At 68.7% G+C, this 22661-nt stretch carries 10 protein-coding genes; 3 read left to right on the forward strand and 7 right to left on the reverse strand.

Features of this window, described 5'->3' with window-relative positions; genetic code table 11:
- Positions 1–237: 237 nt before the first annotated feature.
- Positions 238–816 carry a hypothetical protein gene (locus ACZ6JS_RS34305; protein WP_469303868.1) on the forward strand — a complete coding sequence of 193 codons (579 nt, stop codon included), beginning with the start codon at positions 238–240 and terminating at the stop codon, positions 814–816.
- A 232-nt stretch (positions 817–1048) separates the two neighbouring features.
- Here ACZ6JS_RS34305 and ACZ6JS_RS34310 read toward each other — a convergent pair whose 3' ends face one another.
- Both ACZ6JS_RS34310 and ACZ6JS_RS34315 read right to left on the reverse strand, forming a co-directional pair.
- Positions 1049–1606, reverse strand: coding sequence for a hypothetical protein (locus ACZ6JS_RS34310; protein WP_469303869.1), 558 nt, complete (start codon positions 1604–1606; stop codon positions 1049–1051).
- Positions 1603–8778, reverse strand: coding sequence for a polymorphic toxin-type HINT domain-containing protein (locus ACZ6JS_RS34315; protein ID WP_469303871.1), 7176 nt, complete (start codon positions 8776–8778; stop codon positions 1603–1605). Before ACZ6JS_RS34315 ends, ACZ6JS_RS34310 begins: the two co-directional genes overlap by 4 nt.
- Positions 8779–9168: 390 nt before the next feature.
- On the opposite strand from ACZ6JS_RS34315, the gene ACZ6JS_RS34320 reads away from it, so the two are divergent.
- The gene (locus tag ACZ6JS_RS34320) at positions 9169–13557 is read left to right on the forward strand and encodes a ricin-type beta-trefoil lectin domain protein (RefSeq protein WP_469303873.1); all 4389 of its coding nucleotides are present in this window, start codon (positions 9169–9171) and stop codon (positions 13555–13557) included.
- A gap of 360 nt (positions 13558–13917) precedes the next feature.
- Positions 13918–15375: a PKD domain-containing protein gene (locus ACZ6JS_RS34325; RefSeq protein WP_469303875.1), complete on the forward strand. Its 1458-nt coding sequence runs from the start codon at positions 13918–13920 to the stop codon at positions 15373–15375.
- A 284-nt stretch (positions 15376–15659) separates the two neighbouring features.
- Here ACZ6JS_RS34325 and ACZ6JS_RS34330 read toward each other — a convergent pair whose 3' ends face one another.
- From ACZ6JS_RS34330 to ACZ6JS_RS34350, 5 genes are all read right to left on the reverse strand, one after another.
- A complete protein-coding gene (locus tag ACZ6JS_RS34330; RefSeq protein WP_469303877.1) occupies positions 15660–16499 on the reverse strand; it encodes an alpha/beta fold hydrolase in 840 nt (279 codons plus the stop codon).
- Between the two features lie 681 nt (positions 16500–17180).
- Complete coding sequence (locus ACZ6JS_RS34335; RefSeq protein ID WP_469303879.1) at positions 17181–18341, reverse strand: serine hydrolase domain-containing protein; 1161 nt, start codon at positions 18339–18341, stop codon at positions 17181–17183.
- Positions 18341–18814: a Dps family protein gene (locus tag ACZ6JS_RS34340; RefSeq protein ID WP_469303880.1), complete on the reverse strand. Its 474-nt coding sequence runs from the start codon at positions 18812–18814 to the stop codon at positions 18341–18343. The genes ACZ6JS_RS34335 and ACZ6JS_RS34340 overlap by 1 nt, the downstream gene beginning before the upstream one ends.
- Positions 18815–18848: 34 nt before the next feature.
- Complete coding sequence (locus ACZ6JS_RS34345; protein WP_469303882.1) at positions 18849–19682, reverse strand: alpha/beta fold hydrolase; 834 nt, start codon at positions 19680–19682, stop codon at positions 18849–18851.
- Positions 19683–19811: 129 nt separating this feature from the next.
- Positions 19812–22562 (reverse strand): AAA family ATPase, encoded by a 2751-nt coding sequence (locus ACZ6JS_RS34350; protein ID WP_469303883.1) that lies wholly within the window; start codon positions 22560–22562, stop codon positions 19812–19814.
- Positions 22563–22661 lie beyond the last annotated feature (99 nt).

A 22661-nucleotide genomic window follows, 5' to 3' on the forward strand; every position in this document is an offset into this window, starting at 1 on the left:
CCGGCGGCCAGCCCGGACGCCCGATCAGCACCACACGGCTCACCCAGCGGCTCAACAACCTCGGGATCCGCCCCAATCAGGCCCGCAGCACCGCACTGTTCCAACTCGCCACTGGATCCTCGCCCGCACCCTGGGCATCCTCACCGACGTCGCCGTCGCCTGGCAGCGCCTCTCCGCAGGCGACTGGGCCAACTACGCCGCCGAAGTCAGCCGCCGCTCTCGAAAGGCCCCCGCGCCGTGACCTTCCAGGACCATCTCCGAGCCCTCGCCACGCAAGCAATCACCTCGATCTCGACTGCCGAGGCCAGGGACATCTACGTCGTCTCGTTCTTCATCGACAACGAGAGGGACGACCCACGTCAGCCCACTCTGACCATCGGATACAACACTGAGGCCCAGTTTCGACGCAGTATCGCGGACGCTTCAGACGAGGCAGAGGCTCGCTGGAACTATGCCTTCTGGCTCCAGAACGAGCTGACGGTCATCGGCGATCTCACCCAGGACCCCGACGGAGCCGCAGCACGCCGCCAGTGGATCAACGAACTCGGACTTTGGTACGACGAGCCCACCAATCCCGAGGAGTGGGCAACAACCGTCGGGTCGACCGCCGCGTTGATCGAAGCCAACTTCAACCAGGCCTGCGTTCAACTCGCCCGCGGTCTCCACGACGACGGCGTCATCGCAACCATCATCGGCAAACCAGTACCTGTGGTCCTCCATGAGCTGGAGTACTACGAGGCCATCGCCCGCCGCACCGAGGCAGCCAACCCGCCCGGACTCGCCGACGACTTCACGGCATGGGTCCGCACAGAGTGAGGAATTCCGAGAGTTCCAATACCCGACTCCACCATTACACGTCCGACTCCGCCTCCAACGCCAAGCCATCCAAACCCTCGGCAACGCCCTCAGCCCGACGGACAACGACCCCGACGACCCGCCCTCCGCAGCCGTCGTCCGCTGACGTTGCCGCTGCGTCAGCTACTGCCGTCACCCTACGGATAAGCCCCGCCAGGACATGCCCGGCGGGGCTTATCGCTTGCTGCCACTATTAAGGCATATGCCCGCCGCGTAGAACTTCCTCAGCCTCTTCCAAGGCCTCACTGGAGACGCGTCGCAGTTCACCTTCGAATCGCGAGATCGAATTACTGAGGAACTTAACAACCTCATTCGACGAATCGGCGAGCTGAGGAATCAGAAAGCAGACCTCTCGAAACAGCTCAAGGTCCTCCCCATCAGCCTTCTGGAGAATCTCCGGAAGGAGATCAAGGATTCTTCTTCTGCAGTACTCGGCAACATCCACTGAGACTCCGTCAACTAGTGCTTGGAGTCCACGAGACCTGGCGTTGAGAATCGATTCAAGCAAGGCTACGGAGTCTGAATTAAGGTCCCCTCCGCACCCTACGTGCTCCGCGATGATGTCGACGCACGGAGCAGCGGCACTGTACAGCTGCCCTTGATTAGCGACCTCGCAGTAGAGCAGCCCGCCTGCACGGTTGCGCTCCTCTGCATCACTCCCGAGCAGTCGCCCAAGATGCTGTCGAAGCTGGTTCGAAGGAACACTCAGGGTCGTGAGGGATTCCCAATCCCACTCTTCGGACGATTTCACCCTAGATCACTCTCCCATTCAGTTCCAGGAGCGAACTGATCACGAGTAGTTCGACTTTCGCACCGCGTACACACAGGGGCAGGGGTGCGCTTCAATGGGCGAAGCGGCACGCTATAGACGATGTCTTCCGGATTCGCGCCTCTGGCGACAAGATCGGCTCGACAAATGTCCTCCGCGCAGAAGGCGCCATCTCCGGTCTTCTTCATGCCGACTGCTACGTTCCCAGTTTTCCGGTCGACAGCTGCGGACCCCATTGCAAATTCACGAATCTTGGAGCGAGACATCGTTGAGTGCATTTCGTCGAGTTTAGCGGCCAGTGCCTGGTTCGCCTTCTCTGAGGCTTCGCCGTAGCTGAGCTCGCAATTGTGAACGAGGACGGGAGCGGCCCCCGCCAGCACATAGTACGTGTGGAAGTCGTCGACGGTGAGGTTGTGGGTGGTGACGGCAAGGGGATAGGTGCGGGTGGTCTGGACGGTGAGGGTGGTGCCTTCGGGCTTGCGGAGTTGCTCGCCCGGGGTGAATTCGCCGGCGTCGAGCCACTGGCGGCGGGTTTCGCTCCAGTGCGGGTGGTGGGAGGTGGAGGTGAGGGTGGCAGGCGGGCCGCGGGGATTGGCGTCGTCAGTGAGGGTGAGGTCGGTGAATTCCTTGTCGTCCGGGGTGGTGATGGTGGCCGTCACCGTCTGGGGTGCGGTTTCGCCGGTCTGAGGGTCGGTGGCGAGGACCTTGTCGCCTACTTCGACGTCCTCGATGCGCTTGCTCGTCCCGTCGGCCATCTGGACGCGGGTGCCGGTGGGGAAGCTGTTCTGCTTGGTGCACGTCGGCGCTGCTGAGTCGCCGGAGCGTGCGTCTGCTCCTCCGCCGCTCGCCTCGGCGTCGGTGTCGCCTCTGTCGGCTTTGGACTGTGTGCCGGCGCTGTCGCTGGCCGACTCTGTCGTTGCTTTTTCGTCCGCTGACTTGCGTGCTTGGGCTGCGGCTGCGGCTGCTTCGTCGTCGGCTTTCTTGGCTTTGGTGACGGCCGCCATGGCCTGGGATACCTTGCCCTCGGCGGCGTCGACGGCTGCGTAGGCTTTGTTCAGCTCTTTGTAGATCTTGAAGGCTTGGATGCCTATTTTGATGGCCTTGGCGACCTTGCCCCATGGGACGGCGTTGAGGGCGGTGTTGATGCAGGCCATGACGTCGCCCTTGGTGAAGCAGTCACGGGCGTCGTTGTAGCCGATGAGGTCCATGACCAGGTCGACCACGGCGTGCTTGAGGGCGTCGCGACGCTTCTTGGCCTTGTTCAGCTCGCCGTTGGCCTTGTTCAGTTCCTTCGTGGGGCCGTCAGAACCGCCGTCCCCGCCCCCGTGGGCGGACTGGGAGGCGTTGGCGTTGCTGGTCGTTCCGGTCTGTGTGTTGTGGGAGCAGGCGGAAAAGTTGTCGCAGAAGACCTTCAGGCCGGTCGCGTCGGACTTGTTGATGGGGTCGTTGTTGGAGTAGGCGTAGGCGTTCCACTGCTGTGGGTCGCTGGGGTCGATGATCGGGTCCGGGCTGATGAAGCGGCCGGTGGTGGGGTCGTATTCGCGGGCGCCGAGGAGGGTGAAGCCGGTGGCCTGTTCCTTGGTGCCGCCGACGAAGCCCTTGTCGCCGGCCCAGGTGCCGGGGGTGGGCTGGGTGCCGCGTTCGTTGCCGAAGGGGTCGGCGGGGCGGCGGATGTGGTTGAGGTCGGTGGCGTTGAGCTGGACGCCGTTGGTGCCGTGGTGGTCGGAGGACTGGTAGGTGAGGTTAGACGTTCCGGCGGTGGTGGTGCGGGTGATGGACAGGCCGCCGGGGGCGCCGTAGGTACGGACGTTGGAGACCTTGCCGGTGGCAGTGTCCAGGGTGATCTGGTCGGTGCCGAGGTTGAGGGTGGTCTTGCCCGGGTCGCGGCGGATGAGCTGGTTGCCGCCGGTGTCGTACACGTAGCTGGTGCCGGCGCTCTCTCCGGTACCCGTGATCTTGTCGAGCTTGCCCTGGTCGTTCCAGGTCAGTGTCTTGGTGCCCGGCGTGCTGGTGATGGAGGCGGTGTTGCCGCCGGCGTCGTAGGTGTACGAGGTGACCTTCGTGCCCGTCGCACTGGTCTCGGTGGACTTCATCAGGGCGTGCGGGCCGCCCGTCCCTCCACCGGTCTGGGGGTCCAAGGACGGGACGTTGGGGCCGGCGCCGAAGGTCTGGGTGACCGTCGTGTCCTTGGCCGTGTTGCCGGTGACGTCCTTCCTCACCAGCTTGGTGCGGTTGCCGATCTTGTCGTACTCGTACTGCTGCCAGTACGGGGCGGGCCCGCCCACGCTCGGCTTGCCGGTCCCGTCGACCGCGGGTGCGGTGCTGTTGGTGCAGCCGCCGATCCCGCGGACGCTGGGCTGGGGAGCCGTGCTGGTGGTGCCGGTGTCGGTCCAAGCCTGGGTGAGGCGGCCGAGGTAGTCGTGGGTGAAGCACTGCAGGTCGCGGCTGGCGCCGTCCTGGGTGTTGCTGATCGATGTCAGCTGACCGACCCGGTTATAGGTGTAGTCGACGGCGTCGACGCTGGCCCTCGTCGCGGTCTGCTTGTCCAGGGTGGAGCGGACGGGCCGGCCGGTGGCCTGGTCGTAGTCGATCGTGGAGACGACCTGCTTACCGGTGCCTCCGATGGTGGTACGGATGGCACGGCCGTAGGGGTCGTAGCGCATGTCCACGACGTACGGCGTGGTCACCGAGTTGATCGTGCCGTCGAGGAAGGTGAAGCTGCCCGCGATGTTGTAGTTGAACGTCAGGGTTTCAGCAGCCAGGCCGGCGGCCGTGACGGCCGGCAGGTCGGTCGTCTGAAGCTGCCCGTACTTGTCGTAGGTGTTCTTCGTTTCGTAGGTACCGGCGAGCTGCTTCTCGGCCGCCGGGATGGTGACCTTGGTGCCAAGGGGCCGGTAGCCGCCGTCGTAACCGGTGACCTCGCTGAGGTACGGCGTGCCGGACTTGCCGCCCACGTAGCGGGTGGTGGTGGCGGGCTTGCCGAGGGCCTTGGGCAGGCTGTCGTAGGTGAAGGCACCGACCTGCTTGGCCTCGTCGACCGCCTTACCCTCGTACGTCGCAACGGTGCGGCCCAGGATGTCGCTGACGGTGGTCGCGCTCTTGCCGCGGGCGTCAGTGACGGTGACGAGGTTGTTGGCGTCGTCGTAGGCCGTGGTGGCGATGCCGGAGTCCGGGTCGGTGGTTTTCACCGTGCGGCCCAGCAGGTCGTAGGCGAAGGTCCACTCGTTGCCGGCGGAGTCCTTGCGCCGCAGTTCCTGGCCCTGGGTGTTGACCTCGTAGAGGGTCTCGTCGTAATCGCCGGTGGGAGCGTTGCCCTTGTACTGGCGCAGGAGGGAGGTCGTGCCGTTGGAGATGCGCGTCGTGGCGTAGCCACCTGCGGGCGGGATCGAGCGGACCTCGTCGGCTCCGGGGTACTCGGTCTTAGAGCGCCACTGCTCGATGCCGTAGGACTGGAAAACCGACGCGGTCGGGCGGCCGAGGCCGTCGAAGACCGAGACGGTCTGCGCCGGGATCTTGCTGTCCGGGTTCACCCCGCCGTTGGGCAGGAACAGGGCGCCGCCGGGGGCGGCCTGGTCGTTGTAGTACGGCGCGCTGGTCTTGACCTGGCGGCCGTGGGAGTCGAACAGGGCGTCGGTGATCATCCGGCCGTAGGCGCCGGAGGGCGTGTGGGCCTGGGTCTGGCGGACGCGGCCGAGGCCGTCGTAGATGGTGTAGCTGTTGATGTAGGAGTTGTCGTTCATGAGCGTCTGGCTCAGAACGGTTGTCGGCGCGTTGGCGCCGTTCATGCTGTACGAGAACTTGCGGACCGGCGGGTCGACGGTCCGGTCCTGGCCCGGCTGCCAGATGGTGGTGACCCGGCCGAGGGAGTCGTAGCCGCGTTCGGCGACGTGGCCGTTCTCGTCGGTGGTCTTCATCGGCAGCGCGCGGCCGGTGTCGAGGGTGGTGGTGGTCTTCCAGCCGAGGGGGTTGGTGTGGGTGACCTCGTACGGCAGCGCGTTGGGCAGGGCCCGGTACTCGGTCTTGGTGACCGCGCCGTCGGGGTGGGCTGTGTCCTTGCGGAGCTTGTTGGTGCTGGTCGCCAGGCGGCCGTAGACGTCGTAGGTGGAGGTGATGTTCAGCCGGTAGACCGGCTGGCCCGCGGCGTCGTATTTCTCCAGGATCTCGGTGCCGGTCTGGTTTGCGGTGGTGCCGGCCTGGCCGAGGGGCTTGTCGTCGAAGTAGGCGCGCGTGTCACCGACGGTGTTCGCGGCGGTCGCGGGTCCTGTGCAGCCGCCGGCGCCCTTGAGGATCAGGGTGCGGGAGGCGAGCTGGGTGAGCGCGCCTGCGGGGCCTGCGGCGTAGGTGAAGGTGGTGCACAGGCGCTGGTCGGGGCGGGAGAGGTCGCTCTTGTCGTCGACCTGGAGGGGCCTGGAGAAGGCGGTGTCGTCGTAGGTGGAGGTGCGTTCGCTGATCCGCCAGGTGCCGTCGGCGAGTTTGGCGCGGCTGGTGACCTTGCCGGTGTTCATCACGCGGGCGGTGATGGCGGGCATGCCGCCGGACTGGGCGCGGGTGGCGGTGGGTGTGGTGCGGACCCAGGGGGTGGAGACCTCGTCGGCGATGACGGTGCCGCCGTCGCGGTCGTAGGTCTGGGTCTGGCGGACGAATCCGGAGAGGTGTTCCTCGTCCTTGATGGTGCCGCCGTGGGCGTCGGGGACGTTCACGCTGCGCTTGGTGCCGTTGGCGAGGACGTCGCCGTCCATGCCGCGCAGGAAGGTGGCGACGGACTTGGTGCGCGGTGCTTCGGCGCTGTTGCCGTTGCCGGTGCGGGTGGTGACGGTGGCGTAGCCGCGGAACTGGTCCCAGGTGCGGGTCTTGGAGTCGGTGAACTCGGAGTCGTTGCGGTGCCAGGCGATGCCGCCGCCGTACTCGTAGTCGGTGACGACGGTGGTCTGGCCGGCGACCATGTCCTGCTGGGTGACGGACTGGACGACGACCTTGTGGAACCAGTCGTCGACCGGGTCGGGGAAGGACTGGTCGGGCAGGTACCACTTGACCGGCATGCAGGCCATCGCGTTGGTGTCCGCGGCGGCGGGCATGGTGCCCTTGAGGCGGGAGCACTCCGGGGCCTTGTAGACGACGTTGATCCGGCCGCCGGTCTCGGTGGTGATCTCCTGGATGCGCGGCCGGTGGAACGGGGAGGTGGTGGCCTCGGTGCCGTTCGGGCGCTTGACGGGGCCGTCGACGCGGTTGGGGATCTGCTTGGGCTGCCCGAAGATCACGGGCGGTACGTCCAGCTTCGGGCGGGCGTTGGTCGCGCTGCGCTGGATCGACTCCAGCCACAGGGTGGGCGCGGAGCCGTCGCCCGAGGGCTCGAAGCGCTGCTTGAGGTTGTAGGTGTCGATGTTGCGGTAGCCGCCGGTGCCGAGGACCTCGGTTTCGATCTTTGTCAGGCGCTTGGTGGAGAAGTAGGTGGGCGACAGGCTCAGGCACTGTCCGGTGGCCGTGCACTCCTGGTCGACCGGGGTGTCGCCCCATGCTGTCGGGTTGGTCTTGCGCTGCGCGGGGTCACAGGCCGTGCCCGTTTCGAAGCAGCGGTCTGCGATGCCCAGCTTGATCTGCGCTGCGGTGTTGGCGAGGCCCTTGGCGGTGATCTGGTCGGGCAGGCGCTGGCCGTAGCCGATCCAGGTCGGGTAGGAGGCGCGCTGGTAGGCGGTGGGGGTGCCGGTGCCGTTGTTCTGGCCGCCGCCGCGCGCGTAGTGGTTGGTCTCCTGGGCGTAGCGGTAGGAGGTCAGGTTCTGGTGGGGGTCGACGACGTAGTCGAGGTTCCACTGCCAGCCCAGTTGCTGCCAGGTGCCGTTGGCGGGGGTGGCCGCGCCCAGGCACTTGTCCTGGCCGCTGTTGAAGTAGACCGGGACGGTGGAGACGGAATCGGCCTGGGGGTCGGTGCCGTCGCCGCCGGGCAGGCGGTTGGAGCCGAAGTAGTACTGGGTGCCGTCGGTGGTGGTGACCTTGAAGGCCTCACCCTTCCAGGCGGAGTTCCGCTGGCCGGTGAGGCGTTCGATCTTCGTGCCGTCGTCGCCCTGCAGGCGGTACTCGCAGGTGGTGTCGTCGCGGACGATCTGGCCTGCGTGACCGGCCATCGAGAGGGAGAGGATGTCGCCGGCCCAGCACTCGTCGCCCGAGTTTGCGATGCCGGCGTCCTTGCAGCCCTTGTACGAGCGGGAGATGGAGCCGGGGTGCCAGTCCCAGCCCTCGCCGATCAGGCCGGCTTGCGCGTTCGTGGACGCGGTGCGGCCGTCGATGGAGGAGGAGTCGTAGCCGAGCACCAGGCTCGGCGCCGCGCCTGCGATCGCCGACGGGATTTCGGCGGTGTAGCCGTAGGTGAAGTTGCCCGCGTTCGCTCCCGCCTGCCACGAGGCCGAGGGCAGTAGCGGTGTCGCGGAGTAGTCGCCGAGGTTGCTCGACGGGCCGGGCTCCATGGCCAGGGCGATGTTCTGCGGGGCCAGCATCTGCGGTGCCGCGGCGAGGGCTGCCTTGGCGTCGGCCTGCGCCGTCGGGCCGGACGTTCGCGCTGCGGGCCGCTTGGGCATGTCGATCTCGGCGACGAGACGGCCGGAGGCGTCGCGGTGTGTCGTGAGGGGCTTGCGGCCGGTGCAGGCCGGTGCGCCCGGGGTGGTCAGCGCACAGGCGGGCAGCTGGACCAGGCGGGCTCGGGCGCCCCAGTTGGCGCCGGCGTTCTTGGCCCAGGCGGAAGCGTCGACCGTGAGTTCGACGTTGCCGGATGTGGCGGCGCCGACGGGAGCGGTGAGGGCGATGAGTGCGCCGTTCACGCCGGCGGCTCGGGTGGCCTTGGCGTCCTTCACCTCGACGTTGACGCTGCCCGTGGCGGGCGTGGCCGGAGAGGTGGCGAGTTCGGACAGGGGCGTGGAGCGGTTGGCTGTCTTTCCGGATGCGATCCAGACGGGCAGTTTGCCTGCCTGGCCGGTCTTCGAGGGGTCGGCGGGGCGGTCGGCAGGCTGCCTGCTGATCTCGACCCGGTTGGAGCCGGTGGGGGCCTTTGACGCCTTGGCGGGCTTCCACGCCTTGCCGGTGATGGTCTCCTTGGCGGCAGTCTTGGCGTTGGAGCCCTTGACTGCCTTGGAGTTGGGCAGGGCCGTGTTCGGCGGTACCCACACCTTCGGTGGTTTGTTGGCTGCTTGGGCTGCTGGAAGCCCTAGCCCTGACACGACGACAGCGAGTGCGGCGACAACCGCAACTCGCGCCCGCCTGCGCTGTGAGCGCACGGCGAAGCCACCCCGACGGAACAACAGGATCCCCCACAGAGAAAGAACACGGACGAAGCGGACCAGTTGTGTCCGAATCAGCCGCACCCTATGAAGGTTTCGTGTAAAAGATAAGCGATCTTTAAGCATTTTCTCAGGTGGGGGATGTCACTCGCTGGACAAGCCGTCACGTCGCACCGCCATCCGGACATCTCGATCTTAAACACTTTGACAACGTCGTGAACGGCGGCGAATGTGCGCCTGACTTCTGTTCATTTCTGCCGACAGCGAGGACCCTCGCCCATGAGGCCAGCCATCCGTTCCTCCCACTCCGGCCCCAGGGTCCGACGCAGACGGCGAGCCACCGGCTCGCTCACGCTCCCCGTCGCCGGGGCCGTGTTGCTCGCCCTTGGCGGCACACTGCTCGCAGGCCCGCCTGCCTACGCCGAGGACACCCGCGGGCACGGCCCCGCCGACACTGCCTGGCCCACTCCCGGCTCGAACCCCAACTCGGCGCTGACAGCGGCGATCGACACCGCCAAGGCACAGGCCAGGAGCAGCGGCAAGCCCGTGCTCGTCGAGTACCTGACAACGGCCCACTCGCAGACCTTTGCGACGCCGACCGGCTCGCTCAGCACCGACACCTCCCCCGTGCCGCAGCGCATCAAGACCGCCGCCGGCGCGTGGCAGACGGTCGACGCCACACTGCGGCCCAACGCCGACGGCACCGTGTCCCCGGCGGCCGTGCCGTCCGCACTCAGCCTCTCCGGCGGCGGCACGGGCCCGATGGCCACCATGACCACGACCGACGGCAAGAAGCTTGCCCTCAAGGCCCCCTTCCCGCTGCCGAAGCCTTCCCTCAACGGCGACAGCGCCCTGTACGCCTCCGTCCTGCCCGGCGTGGACCTCGAGCTCAGCGCCACCACCCTCGGCGGCTGGCGCCAGGTCCTGGTCGTGCGCACCCCGGAGGCCGCCGCCAACCCCGCCGTCAAGAAACTGCAGCTCGCCGTCGAAGCCGACGGCCTCACGGTGAGCGCCGACGGAGCCGGCAACCTGAAGGCCGCCGACGGCCAGGGCAAGACCCGCTTCTCCGCCCCGGCCCCGCTCATGTGGGACTCGGCCGGCTCGGCCGCCCCCGCGCCTGCCCCGCTCATGAAGTCGGCGCAGACCCAGGCCTCCCGCTCCGCCCTGACCGAGACCTCCGCGACGCCGTCGAGCACCGACGGTCCCGGCACGGGTGCCACGGTCCAGAGCATCGCCACGACGGTGGATGCCAAGGGCATCCAGCTCGTCCCCGACGCCGCGCTCCTCGGCCAGGGCACCGGCCCGTGGTACATCGACCCGGGTTGGAACCCGACGCTCGACAATGCCAACCAGGCCTGGGCGCAGGTCCAGGAGGCGTTCCCGGACACGAACGAGTACAACGGCACCCAGTACGGGCAGGACAAGCCGGCCGCCGGCTACTGCGGCTACATCGTGGGCAATCCCCCGTGCGACCGGGAGGGCCGCTCGCGCGCCTACTTCCAGATCGGTGTGGACTCTCGCCTGCACGGGGCCGAGGTCATCAACGCAACGTTCCACGCGGACGTCGTGTCCTCCTCCAGCCCCAGCACGGTCACCCCGATGGGCCTGTACTCCACCGGCTACATCAGCAGCCCGACCAGCTGGAACCGCCAGCCCTGCGACAAGAACTCGCGCATGGGCGGCTGCAGCAAGGTCGGGACCGTGAACATGTCCGGGTCGGGTGACATCCAGTTCGGTGTCAAGGACCTGGTGAAGACTGCGGTCGCGAACAAGTGGCCCACGATCACTCTCGGCCTCGCGCCCGACGACGAGTACAACAAGTACTACCGTCAGCGGTTCACCAACACCCCGCACATCGTGGTGGAGTACGACATCCAGCCCACCGTGTGGTGGCCGCGCGCGGCGCCCACCCCCGGTTTCGCCGACAGCGGCTCCTACGCCGACTGCCGCACCCCGGGCACCACCAACCCGTGGGACAACCCGGGCTGGGTCGGCGCGAACAACAACATCACCCTGACGACCTCCACCTACTCGGCCACCGGCCAGCAGCTCTGGACGGCGTTCCAGTACTGGGACGACGACAAGAACGGTGAGACGAAGTACGCCGAGACCGGATGGCAGAGCAGCTACGGCGCCGTCACGGTCGACATCGGGTCGCTGACGGACGGCCACCAGTACGGCTGGCAGGCCCGCACCACGGACGGCACGCTCACCAGCGCCAACACCGAGATGTGCTTCTTCCGCGTCGACCGCACCCCGCCGACCGCGACTATCACCTCCACTGACTTCCCCGCCTCCGGCACCATCGGTGCCCACCCCAAGCGCGCGGGAGAACCCGGTACGTTCACGCTCACCGGCACCGACCTCGCGCCAGTGGGTGGCGGTCGGACGTCCGGTCTGGCATGCGCCCGGTGGACCACCGATCCGGTCAAGGCGGCCGCCACCGGCTGGAAGTGCACCGACACGGCGGCGGGCATCGTCAAGCTGACCGGCGGCAAGGCCGACATCACGATCCAGCCAAGCCGCTGGGGCACCAACTACGTCTACCTGCAGACCCAGGACAACGCGGGCAACATGTCCCAGCCGTTCGTCTACAGCTACTACGCCCCCTCCAACCCCGACGCCGGAACATCCGTCTTCGGTGACATCAGTGGAGACAACAAGCCCGACATCCTGCTGCCCGACACAGCAGGCGACCTCCGCAAAATCGGTGGCGGCGAAGACCCCTACGGCGCGCCCCGCGCCAAGATGGTCACCGCGCCCGGCAACAGCGGAAACTGGAACGGAATCCAGATCAGTCACCGCGGCAGCCTGGGCTACAAGACCGTCGACGACCTCTTCGCCCACCAGAACGGCAGCCCCTACCTGTACGTCTATGACAATGACGGCAGCGGTGGCTGGTTCGACGGCCAGGCTGCCACCAGCATCGCCAAGCCCACCACTTGCCTGAAGTCCGACAGGACGACGGTCATTCCCTGCGCCACCAACAGCTACGGAACCGACTGGGCCAAGGTGACGCAGATCGCGGCGTTCGGCGGAGTCACCGGTGAAGCCGGCGGATCTCTCCCCCAGACGTCCCTGCTCTTCGTCGAGAACGGACGCCTGTGGCTCGCCACTGCCGGCACCGGCAGCAAGCTGGCACCGCAAGCGATCCTGCTGTCCGGAAACGACACCAAGTGGGACGGCTATGACCTGATCGCGCCGGGCCGCGCCCAGGGCACGACCTTCCCGACCCTGTGGGCCCGCTCCCAGACCGACGGCGGCACCCTGCACGCCTTCACCGTCAAGAGCGCAACCGACCTGACCGGCTTCGCCGACCCGGCCGCAGGACTGGTCGCGGGCAAGATCGATCCGAAGACCTACCCTCGCATCGGCTCCAGCGGAGACATCAGCGACGACGGCATCCCCGATCTGTGGGCTGTCGACACCAACCAGCAGCTCGTTTCCTTCCACGGCACCGGGTCCCAGCCAAGCAGCGGCAATCAGAATGCCACGGTTACCGGAGTCGACACCTCCCCCGTCGTGCTGGCCGACCTGAACCGGCCCGCCGCCCAGTGGGGTCTCACCACCACCGCCCTGGCCGGTACCAAGGTCCGCGACGAAGTCGGCTACGACGCCGCCACCGCACCGGCCGGCAGCAACCCCGCCACCCCGGCAGGCATCACCTTCACCAAGGAACCCATCAACGGTCGCGAGACCACCTATGCGGCGTTCCAGGGCAAGGCCTCAAGCATCACCAGCACCACCAAGGCCGTCGACACACGAGGCAGCTTCACCCTCACCACCTGGGCCAAGGCCGCGACGACCAACGGCGGCATCATCGCCAGTCAGGACGGCACTCGCAGCAGCGCCTTCCTCCTCTACGCCGACCCCAATGGCCAGGCATGGCGCTTCGCCATCGCCCGCGGTGACACCGACGGCCTGATGTACGACTGGACCGACCTCGCCGTCAACAGCGCGGCACGCTTCACCCCCGGCCAATGGGCCCGCATCTCCGCCGTCTACAACGCCGCAACCGGCGGGATGCGCCTCTACGTCAACGGCACCCTCGCCAGCACCGGCCACCACACCGCCACCACCAGCCAGGCCCCGACGGGCCCGCTCGTCATGGGCCGCTTCAAGAAGGACGGGCAGCCCGCCCACGTGACCGACAGCGGGTTCGTCGGCGGCATCAGCAACCTCGCCGCCTACCCGTACGCCGCACCGGTCACCGCCCTCAACGCATCCAGCCCGATCCATCTGGCGGGCGCCGCGACCAACTGCGTCGACAACGACTACGACCGTGACACCGACGGCAACAAGATCCAGATCGCGAGCTGCAACGGCACCAACGCCCAGCAGTTCCAGATCCGCAACGACGGCACGATCCAGACGCACGGCAAGTGCCTCAACGCGGTCGCCGGCGGCACCGTGAACACCACGCTGATCGAACTGCGTACGTGTGACGCGAGTGCCAAGAGCCAGCAGTTCCTCCCCCGCGCCAACGGCGCGATCTACAATCCCGTATCCGGGCGCTGCATCGACCTGGGCAACTACGACACCACGCCCGGCCGGCAGCTCTGGCTCTTCGACTGCAACGGATCCCCCGCCCAGACCTGGACCATCCCCAGTCTGGGCACGGCTCCGCTGCCGCTGCCGGTTCCGCTGCCGGAGCCTCCCACCCCGTAACCGCAGATCCAACAGAGCAGCGCACGGCCCGCCATCCCTGCAGGGGGTGGCGGGCCCCGTCCGCCGAGGCGAGCCGGTCAAGGCTCAATGCCGAACCAGTCCTGATGCCTTGCGGAACCACCTCAACAGACCAGGCTGCCGGGCAGCCTGGTGGACCGACCTCATCGACAAAGGAGCCTCGTGCGAAAGCGCCGACTCGTCATAGCCGCGACTGCCCTGGCAGCCGGCGCTGGATTCCTCCCCGGCGTGGCCCAGGCTCATCCCACACCCGAGCCCCACCACGCCTCCGCCCCAGACGCGGACCCGGCTGCGGTAGAGGCCTCCGGAGCCGAAGTCTTCAGCAGCCCCGAGGACCGCACTGTGCGTATCCCGGCGGTGACCGCCAAGAGCGGGACGGCTTCTGCCTCCGAAACCAGCCCCCTCTCGATCAGGCTGCACAGCTGGGGCACCAGCGCGCACGGGATGTTCCTGCATTCCACCTTCACGGGTGTGGAAGGTCCCCTCAACGTCACCATCTCCTGGGGCGACGGCACCACCGACACGGTCACAACCACTACCGAGAGACCGTTGGAGAGCCGGCACTCCTACGCCGAGGTCGGTGACTACACGATCACCGTCACCGCGACCGGCCCCGCGAGCAACACTCAAGCCACCAACAAGGTCGCCGTGAGGACGAAGGGCTCGGATTTCACCCCGCACGCGCCTCTGCGTCTGCTGGACACCCGCGACGGCACCGGCGTCGCGAAGGGCAAGGTCCCCGCGAACTGGTACACCAGTGTCAAGGTCACCGGCCAGGGGACCATTCCCGACAACGTCACCGCCGTGGTCCTCAATCTGACCGTCACGAACACCACCGACAGCGGCCACATCATCGCCTCCGGCTCCGGCCGCACGCGGCCCAATACCTCCAGCGTCAACTATGCCGCCGGTGAGACCGTCCCCAACCTGGTCATCATGCCCGTCGGCAGCGACGGGCGCGTCAACCTGGACAACGTCGGCTGGGGTTCCGTCGACCTCATCGCCGACGTGACCGGCTACTTCATCCCCACCGCCTCCAGCGGCTACAAGGCACTGTCCCCCACCCGGTTCGTCGACACCCGCGAGGGCAAGGGCGCTCCCAGGGGCCAGGTCGCGGGCCAGAGCTCCGTCGGCGTACAGATCGCCGGGGTGGGCGGGGTACCCAAGGGTGCCACCGCCGTCTCGCTCAACGTCACGGTCACCAACCCGCGCGAGGCCGGACACCTGACCGTCCACCCCAGCGGACAGGCCACACCGACCGCGTCCAACCTGAACTTCACCACCGGCCAGACCGTCGCCAACTCGGTCATCGTCCCCGTGGGCCCCGACGGCCGGGTCGTCGTCCGCAACGGCTCCTGGCAGCCCACCGACGTCGTCATCGACGTCAACGGCTACTACACCCCCGACAGCAACGCCGCCTACGTACCCCATCACCCCACCCCGACACGCGAATTCGACACCCGCACAACCGGCAGCGCCCTCCAGGCGCGCGACTACCTCCCCTGGCTGGGCCGCCCCGGTGTCGAGGCGTACGTCCTGAACACCACCGTGACCAACACCACCGGCAGCGGCTTCCTGTCCGTCGCCCCAGACCCCAACAGCCGCGAGCAGTACGAAAACGGCACCGCCACCCCGCCCGCGCGTCCGATCTCGTCCAACCTGAACTGGACCACAGGCAAGACGGTCGCCAACCTCGTCCAGGCTCCCCCCGCCGAAGGCGGCATGGTCGCCTTCTGGAACCAGGGCTGGGAGGACATCGACCTGATCGTCGACTACTTCGGCCACTATGGCACCGACTGACGCACCTGCAACGGGGTGGCTGGCGGCACCTGGCAGCCACCCCGTTCGATGAAGGCCCGGACTGCAGATGACTCTGTTACGGGCCTACCACCAGCTGGGCCGAAAGGGGCCTCTGTCTCGTCACCACGCCCGCTGAACAGCCCATTTCGCCCTCCAGCACAGGATGAAGAGGTTCGGTCACCAGAACCGGAACCGCGGTGGTGGGGCAGGTCAGCCTGTCACCCGAACCCGCATCAGACCCGCTGTGCGGGGACGTGCGATGAGCGACAGGGCGGGGCCCTCGGTCAGCGGACCGTGCGGGCCGCCTGCTCGACGATGCGGGTGACGGCCTCGGGGCGGGATACGGATACCGCGTGTGACGCGTCGATGGTCGTCGTGCGGGCATGGGCGCGGGCCGACATGAAGCGCTGGGCAGCCAGTGGGATGTTGCGGTCCTCCGTGGTCACCAGGGACCAGGAGGGGATCGTCTTCCAGGCGGCCTGGGTGGACTTCTCCTCCAGAGCGGCGGCAGCGATCGGACGTTGTCCCGCAGCCATGAGCCTGGCCTTGTCCTTCGGCACGTCTGCGGCGAACTGGCTGCGGAACTTCTCCGGCTTGATGTACACGTCCGCGCCCTGGTCACCGCCAGGCAGGACGTAGTGGACGGACTCGACGGCTTGGCCGAGGGTGCTGCCGGGGAACTTGTCCGTCAGTCCGATCGAGCTCTCGCCCTCGTCCGGCAGGAACGCCGCGATGTAGACCAGTGCCTTCACCTTGCCTTCGAGGCCCGCAGCGGCCTGGCTGATGACGGTGCCGCCGTAGGAGTGGCCGACCAGGACCACGGGCCCGTCGATGTGGTCGAGGACGCTGCGCAGGTAAGCGGCATCGCTCGCCGGACCACGCAGCGGGTTGGCGGCGGACACCACCGGGTAGCCCGCGCGCTGCAGCCGGGCGACGACACCGTCCCAGCTCGCGGCGTCGGCGAACGCTCCGTGTTCCAGCACGATCGTCGGACGTACGGGGTGGTGGGGCGTGGCGTCTGCCGCAGCGGGCAGGGTGACGGCGGCGACGGACAGTCCGACGGCCGCGGTGACACCGAGCAGTACGGATCTGCTGCCCGGACGGACGAGGTGGGTCTTGCGCATGGGTGAAATCCCTCTTGTTCGATGGATGGTGCTCGACGGACCGAAAGGCGAGGCAGCTGGGTGCGTCGGGGTACGGGGCCCGGGTCGTTTCGCCGGTCCGTGATTGACGGGGGTCCGTCTACGCCGCGTGAGCAGGGCGGATCAGAGCGCTGGTGGGCAGCGGCCGACAGCGGCCCGGAAAGCGGCTGCCGCACCGCGGCCCGAGGGTGGTCCTGAGGCTTCGGCCTCGCTCTTCCACCGGGCGAGGAGCGCCGTCCTCCTGGGGCGACCGGCCGATTCAGCCGCAGGCGGACTGCTGGTTGGCGGACATGGAGGGCGGTGCGACGTGCCACGGGCAGCGGTTCTTCGGCGTGATCGAGCCCATGGCCGAGTTGGTGGCGTAGCCCTCGCTCTTCGTGACGCTTGCCTCGTCGCACTGTGGGCGCGGAAGCCTCGACCGGATGAGGGAGCGAGCTCCCCTTCAGCCGGATGACGGCCGCACACGCGCGTTCCTGCGCAATGTTTCCCGGACCATGGTCCATGTGCGGCGCCGGATCATGAGTGCTGCGGGTGCGACGGTGTCGAGGTGGATACGGGGCCGTTTCCCGCAGCGTGGGGCGACCGCGCGAAGATCTTGAGGCGGTTGACGGCACGTTCGGCGGTGTGCCGTAGGCTCCCCCGCGCGGAGCCTACGGCCACACCTCAGCCGGTAGCCTCCAGGATTTCGTAGACATGCCTGAGGTAGATGTGTGTGCGCTCCGAACCGAGGAGCCCGTCGCCCACCCGGTTCATCGTGTAGGAGAACGTGACGCGCCGGTCGAGGTCCATCATGACGATCGACCCGCCCCTGCCGACCCAGAAGCAGATTCTCCCGGTGGGCATGTGCGGCATCGTCCTCGGATCGGTGAGCGCGTAGCCGATGCCCCAGCGGACGGGGACGCCCAGGAACAGGTCGACTCCGTCGGCTTGGACGTCGAACACCTTGTCCACCGTCTTCTCGGAGAGAAGCCGGCGGCCGTTGACCTGGCCGCGCCGCGAGATGACGGAGAGAGCTCGGGCCAGGCCACGTGCGTTGCCGTGTCCGTTGACGGCTCCGAGTTCGGCGGAGCGCCACTGCGGGGTGTCGACGTGCTCGTCGCGCGCGGGGCTTCCGAGCAGCGTCCTGGTGAAGATCCCCTCGGGATCAAGACCCGTGGGTATACCGCCCGGCTGCGAGGGGGCCACCAGATCGGCGATACGCGGCCAGTCGGCCCGTCGCGCGCCGATCTGGACATCCGCCTGCGCCGGCTCGGCGATCTCGGTGGCGACGAACTCTGTCAGGCTGCGGCCGCTGACCCGCCGGACGAGTTCTCCCACCAACTGCCCCTGGGTCTGGACGTGGTAGCCGGATGCGGAGCCCGGCTCCCACCAGGGTGCCTGCGCGGCCAGCCGGGCACTCGCAGTGGGCCGGTCATAGAGATCCTCCATGGAGAAGGGCTGCTCCCAGCCGGAGAGTCCCGAGGTGTGGGCCAGAACGTGCCGCACCTCGATGTGCTCCTTTCCCTGGGCGGCGAACTCGGGCCAGTAGTGCGCGACCGGGCGGTGCAGATCCAGCGCGCCCCGGTCGGCGAGGATGAGAGCCGCGAGATTGGTGAGGGTCTTCGTGGTCGACCACATGCTCACCAACGTGTCCCGGTGCCACGGAACGGTCCGCGCCGCGTCCGCGTGGCCACCCCAGAGATCGACTTCCATGACCCCGTCCACATCGACGGCGATCGACGCCCCCAACTCCTCGCCGGCTTCGAGGTGTGCCACCAGCGCCGCCCGTACCGGCTCGAACCGGTCGGTGCTCGTGCCCTCGACACCCATGCTCTTCTCCCCCATCAGACCCGGTTCTCCGCCTGGAACATCCAGCTCTGCTTCTCGAGATCAGCCGTCAGCCCAACGAGGAGGTCCTCGGTGACGACATCCACCGGGCCCATCGCGACGATGCGCTCACGCAGCCTTGCGGTCACGGCGGAGAGCGCGTGCACCAAGGCATCGACGGCGTCGCCGTCCTTGGTCCAGCCCGGCGGAAAGGCGGGCACGCCACTGGCTTTCGCGATGGTCCCGGCCCGTCCGTCCGGGCTGACGCCCAGGGCGGCCGCGCGCTCGGCCACCGTGTCGGCGTGGTTCCGGGCGACGGTGGCGGCCTCGTCGAGCTGGAGGTGGACCGAGCGGAAGCGCGGGCCGTACACGTTCCAGTGGGCCTGCTTGGCCACCAGGGACAGGCCGAGCAGGTCGGCCAGGGTCGCCTGCAGCACCGCTCCCGCGGTCTCGCGGTCGCGCTGCGACAGAGGGTTGTTCACAACCGGCACAGGAGTGCGGTCCTTTCGTGACAGGCGCCGGCTCTCAGGCGGCGAGGAAGTCGAGCAGGGCGGCGTTGACCTCGGCCGCGTGGGTGAGCAGCAGCCCGTGGGGAGCGCCGTCGATCTCGACGTACCGCGCTTCGGGCAGGCGGCGGCGGAACTCGCGGGCCGTGGCGTCGATCGGCAGGATGCGGTCGGCGGTCCCGTGCAGGATCAGCGACGGCACGTCGATGCGCTCCACGTCGGCGCGGAAGTCCGTCAGCCACGCCGGGACGCACGCGTAGGCCGCCTTGGGCGCCGAATCGATGGCGGTGGCCCAGTTCGCCCGCAGCGCGGCCTCGCTGAGCCGCGACCCGAGCGTCTCGTCGGTGTTGAAGAAGTCGACGAAGAAGCTCTCGTACCAGGCGTAGCGGTCGGCCTCCGCCTGCTCCGCGATGCCGTCGAAGACGCTCTGCGGTACACCGGTGGGGTTGTCCGGCGTCTGCAACAGGAACGGCTGGAGCGAACCGAGGAACGCCGCCTTCGCTACTCGCTCCGAGCCGTGGACGCCGAGGTAGCGGGCGACCTCGCCCGAGCCCATCGAGAATCCGACGAGAACCACGTCACGCAGGTCCAGCTGCGTCAGTACGGTGTCCAGGTCGGCGGCGAAGGTGTCGTAGTCGTAGCCCGTCATGGTCTTGCTCGACCGGCCGAAGCCACGGCGGTCGTAGGTGATGACGCGGTAGCCGGCCTTGACCAGCGCATCGGTCTGCTTCTCCCACGACTGCCCGTCCAGCGGGTAACCGTGGATCAGGACGACCGGCTGCCCCGACCCGTGGTCCTCGTAGTAGAGGTCGATGCCGGTCGAGCCCTCGGTGCCGACGGTGATGGTTCCCATGGTGTGCCTTCCCGCCCGTCCGCCGTGTGCGTACCGGGCATGGCGCAAACCTAGGAATCGAGCGGGTCGGGCCGCGTCCGTCGGACTACGGCTTCGACGTACGTCAGGGTGCTGCGTCTTGCGCGTACGTCATGACGCTGCGCTTTCGGGGTACGTCGTCGTGCCGCCGAGCACCGCAGCGAGTTCGCCGCGGGACGTGACCCCCAGTTTGGGGAACATCCGCTGGAGATGGGTGCTCACCGTCCGGGGCGAGACGTACAACCGCTCGCCGATCTCCCGGTTCGTCAGACCCTGCGCGGCGAGCTGGGCGACATGCAGCTCGGTCGAGGTCAGCCGATCGACCGCGGCCGGATCCTGGCGCGGGGACGAGGCGCCCGCGGCGCGCAGCTCCTGCCGTGCCCGCTCCGCCCATGCCGACGCGCCGAGGGCGTCGAAGATCTCGCGTGCGGCCTGCAGGGCGACGCGGGACTCCGCGGGCCGCCGGTGGCGCCGCAGCCACTCGCCCAGGGCAAGGCGTGCTCGCGCCCCCTCGAACGGCCAGTCCGTGGGGACGGCGTCGAGGGCCGCCCTGTACAGCGGCTCGGCGGCATCCTGCGGGCTCAACAGGGCCCGGCCCAGTCGCAACCCGCAGAGCAGGGCGGGCGAAGACGTCGATTCCCCGAGCGGGGTCAGCTCCCGCATGATGTCGCGTGCCACCTCCGCGGATTCGCTGCGCACCGCCGCCTCGACCAGCTCCGCGACCGCGTAGAAGCGCAGCCAGGAGTGGAAGGCGGGGTCGGCCGGGTCGAAGACGCGGTGCAGGTGGCCGAACGCGTCGCCGTAGCGGCCCTGGCAGAGGGCCGCCTGCCCGCGGGCCATCTGCATGATGGCCAGCACCGGGCGCCCTCCGCTGGGAAGGGCCTCGCGTTCGGCTTCCGCCGCCCATTGCTCTGCCGCCGGGTCGCCGCTGACGGCGGCCAGCTGCGCGCGGATGGCATTCACCATCGCGTGCACAAGAGGCTGACCGGTCTCGCGCGCGAGCGACGCGGCCTCCTCCGCGGCGAGGGAAGCAGCGCGTACGTCACCCAGCCGTGCGGCGCTCCCCGCCTGGACGCAGAGGGCGCGGGCCAGCATCGACAGCCTGCCTTGCGCTCGCAGGGCGTCCAGCGACCTCGCCGTCAACCGGCTCGCCAGGGCGGGAGCGCCCACCGTCACGGCGGCGGCGCCCAGGAGCTGGTCCCCCTCCGCGTTCTCCGATGAGCGCTCCAGCTGACTCGCCAGGCCCTCCACAGCCCCTTGCCCACGCTCGACCGGCGCCGAGTACGCCCGCAGAGCGACCAGGTCGGCGTTGTCGGCGGGCACGGGCATCCGGTCGGCAGCGGCGGCGACCCGCTCGCGGGCGGCCGGGCCCGGCTCTCCCCAGAAGCACTGCAGGACCGCGCTCCACAGCATGCGCAGCCCCAGTGTCGACTCGCCGTCGGCGGCGGTCTCGACCGCCAGCTCGGCCAGCTCGGCGGTCGCGGCGCCCTCGCCCCGCGTCCCCTCGGCCAGAGCGATGCTGACCCAGGCCGCGCGGCCTTGGTCCCGGGCCGAAAGGTCCAGTGAGCGCGCCTGGGACAGCAGATGCGTCGCGACATCTCCTTGGCCCGACTCCAGTGCGAGTTCTGCCGCCCGGAGCAGCCGGTCCGCCCGCGCGGAGGGGTCCTTCGTCAGCTCCGCCGCCCGCCTCAGCGCGGCGAGAGCTGCGGCGACACCGCCTCGCCGCAGGGCTCTGCCGGCAGTGGAGTCCAGTTCCCGTGCCACTCTCTCGTCGAGACCGGCGGTGGCGGCGGCATGGTGCCATGCCTGCCGATCGGGCTGCCCCTGGAGCGCGGCGGCCAGCGCGGCGTGCGCGGCCTGGCGCTCCACGGCGGTGGCGGCGTGGTGCATCGCCGAGCGGACGAGGGGGTGTCTGAAGGCCAGCCCCCGGGCCTCCACCAGGCCCGCGCCGATCGCCGCCTCGAAAACACCGACGTCGACCGCCGTCCCGAGCATCCGGGTCGCCGCGTCGAGGCATTCCTCCATCGTCCCGTCACCATTGAGGGCCGAGAGAAGCAGGACCGCGCGGGTGTCGGCCGGCAGGCGGGAGACCCGTGCCGTGAACGTCCGCTCCAGCCGCGCGGTCAGCGGCAGCGGGCCCGGATTGAGCGCGTACGCCCCGCCGACCGACTGCAGCGCGACCGGCAACTCGGTCAGCGCCAGGGGGTTCCCGGCGGCCTCCTCCAACAGCCTCCGTCTGACCTGCTGTCCCAGTCCGGGGGCCACCGCGTCCAGCACCTCCCCCGACACCTCGTCCGTGAGCGGGCCCAGGTGCAGCACAGGCAGGCCGGCACTGCTGAGGCGGTCGTCGAGGCGCCGGGTGACGGCGACCAGAACGAGGGGGTCGGATTCGATCCGCCGCGCCACGAACCCGAGCACATCGATGCTGGCACGGTCCATCCAATGGGCGTCCTCGACGACCACCAGCAGCGGCGCCTTCGACGCCGCGTCCGTCAGCAGGGTCAGCGCGGCCAAGCCGACGAGGTACAGATCGGGTACGGTCTCGTCGACGAGCCCGACGGCCGCGAGCAGCGCGGTGCGCTGACGTCCCGGCAAGTCGTCGATTCCGTCCCTCAGTTGGTGAACCAACTGGTGCAGGCCTGCACAGGGCAGGTCTTCCTCCGACTGGACCCCCACAGCGGTGATCACACGGGTCCCGCCGCGTGCTGCCGCGCCCGCGGCCTCCGCGACCAGCGCCGACTTGCCGATCCCCGGCGCCCCGGTGATCACCGTAGCACCGCCCGAACCGGCGGCCCCCTGCTCGACCAGGGCGGCCAGCGTGCGACGCTCCGTATCGCGACCCAGTAGCACCTGCCGATGCATGCCGCCCCCGTTATGTTTTTCGCGGTCCTGCAATGGGACCGCTGGCCTCCGGGCCCGGTATGACTGTGTCCCCTCTGTCGAACGGATGACCTGGGGGGT

The sequence above is a fragment of the Streptomyces sp. NPDC046349 genome, assembly GCF_055587885.1.

Coding starts and splice junctions, on each gene's coding strand:
- ACZ6JS_RS34320 (WP_469303873.1), top strand. CDS start 9,169: ATGAGGCCAGCCATCCGTTCCTCCCACTCCGGCCCCAGGGTCCGACGC.
- ACZ6JS_RS34330 (WP_469303877.1), bottom strand. CDS start 16,499: ATGCGCAAGACCCACCTCGTCCGTCCGGGCAGCAGATCCGTACTGCTC.
- ACZ6JS_RS34335 (WP_469303879.1), bottom strand. CDS start 18,341: ATGGGGGAGAAGAGCATGGGTGTCGAGGGCACGAGCACCGACCGGTTC.
- ACZ6JS_RS34345 (WP_469303882.1), bottom strand. CDS start 19,682: ATGGGAACCATCACCGTCGGCACCGAGGGCTCGACCGGCATCGACCTC.
- ACZ6JS_RS34350 (WP_469303883.1), bottom strand. CDS start 22,562: ATGCATCGGCAGGTGCTACTGGGTCGCGATACGGAGCGTCGCACGCTG.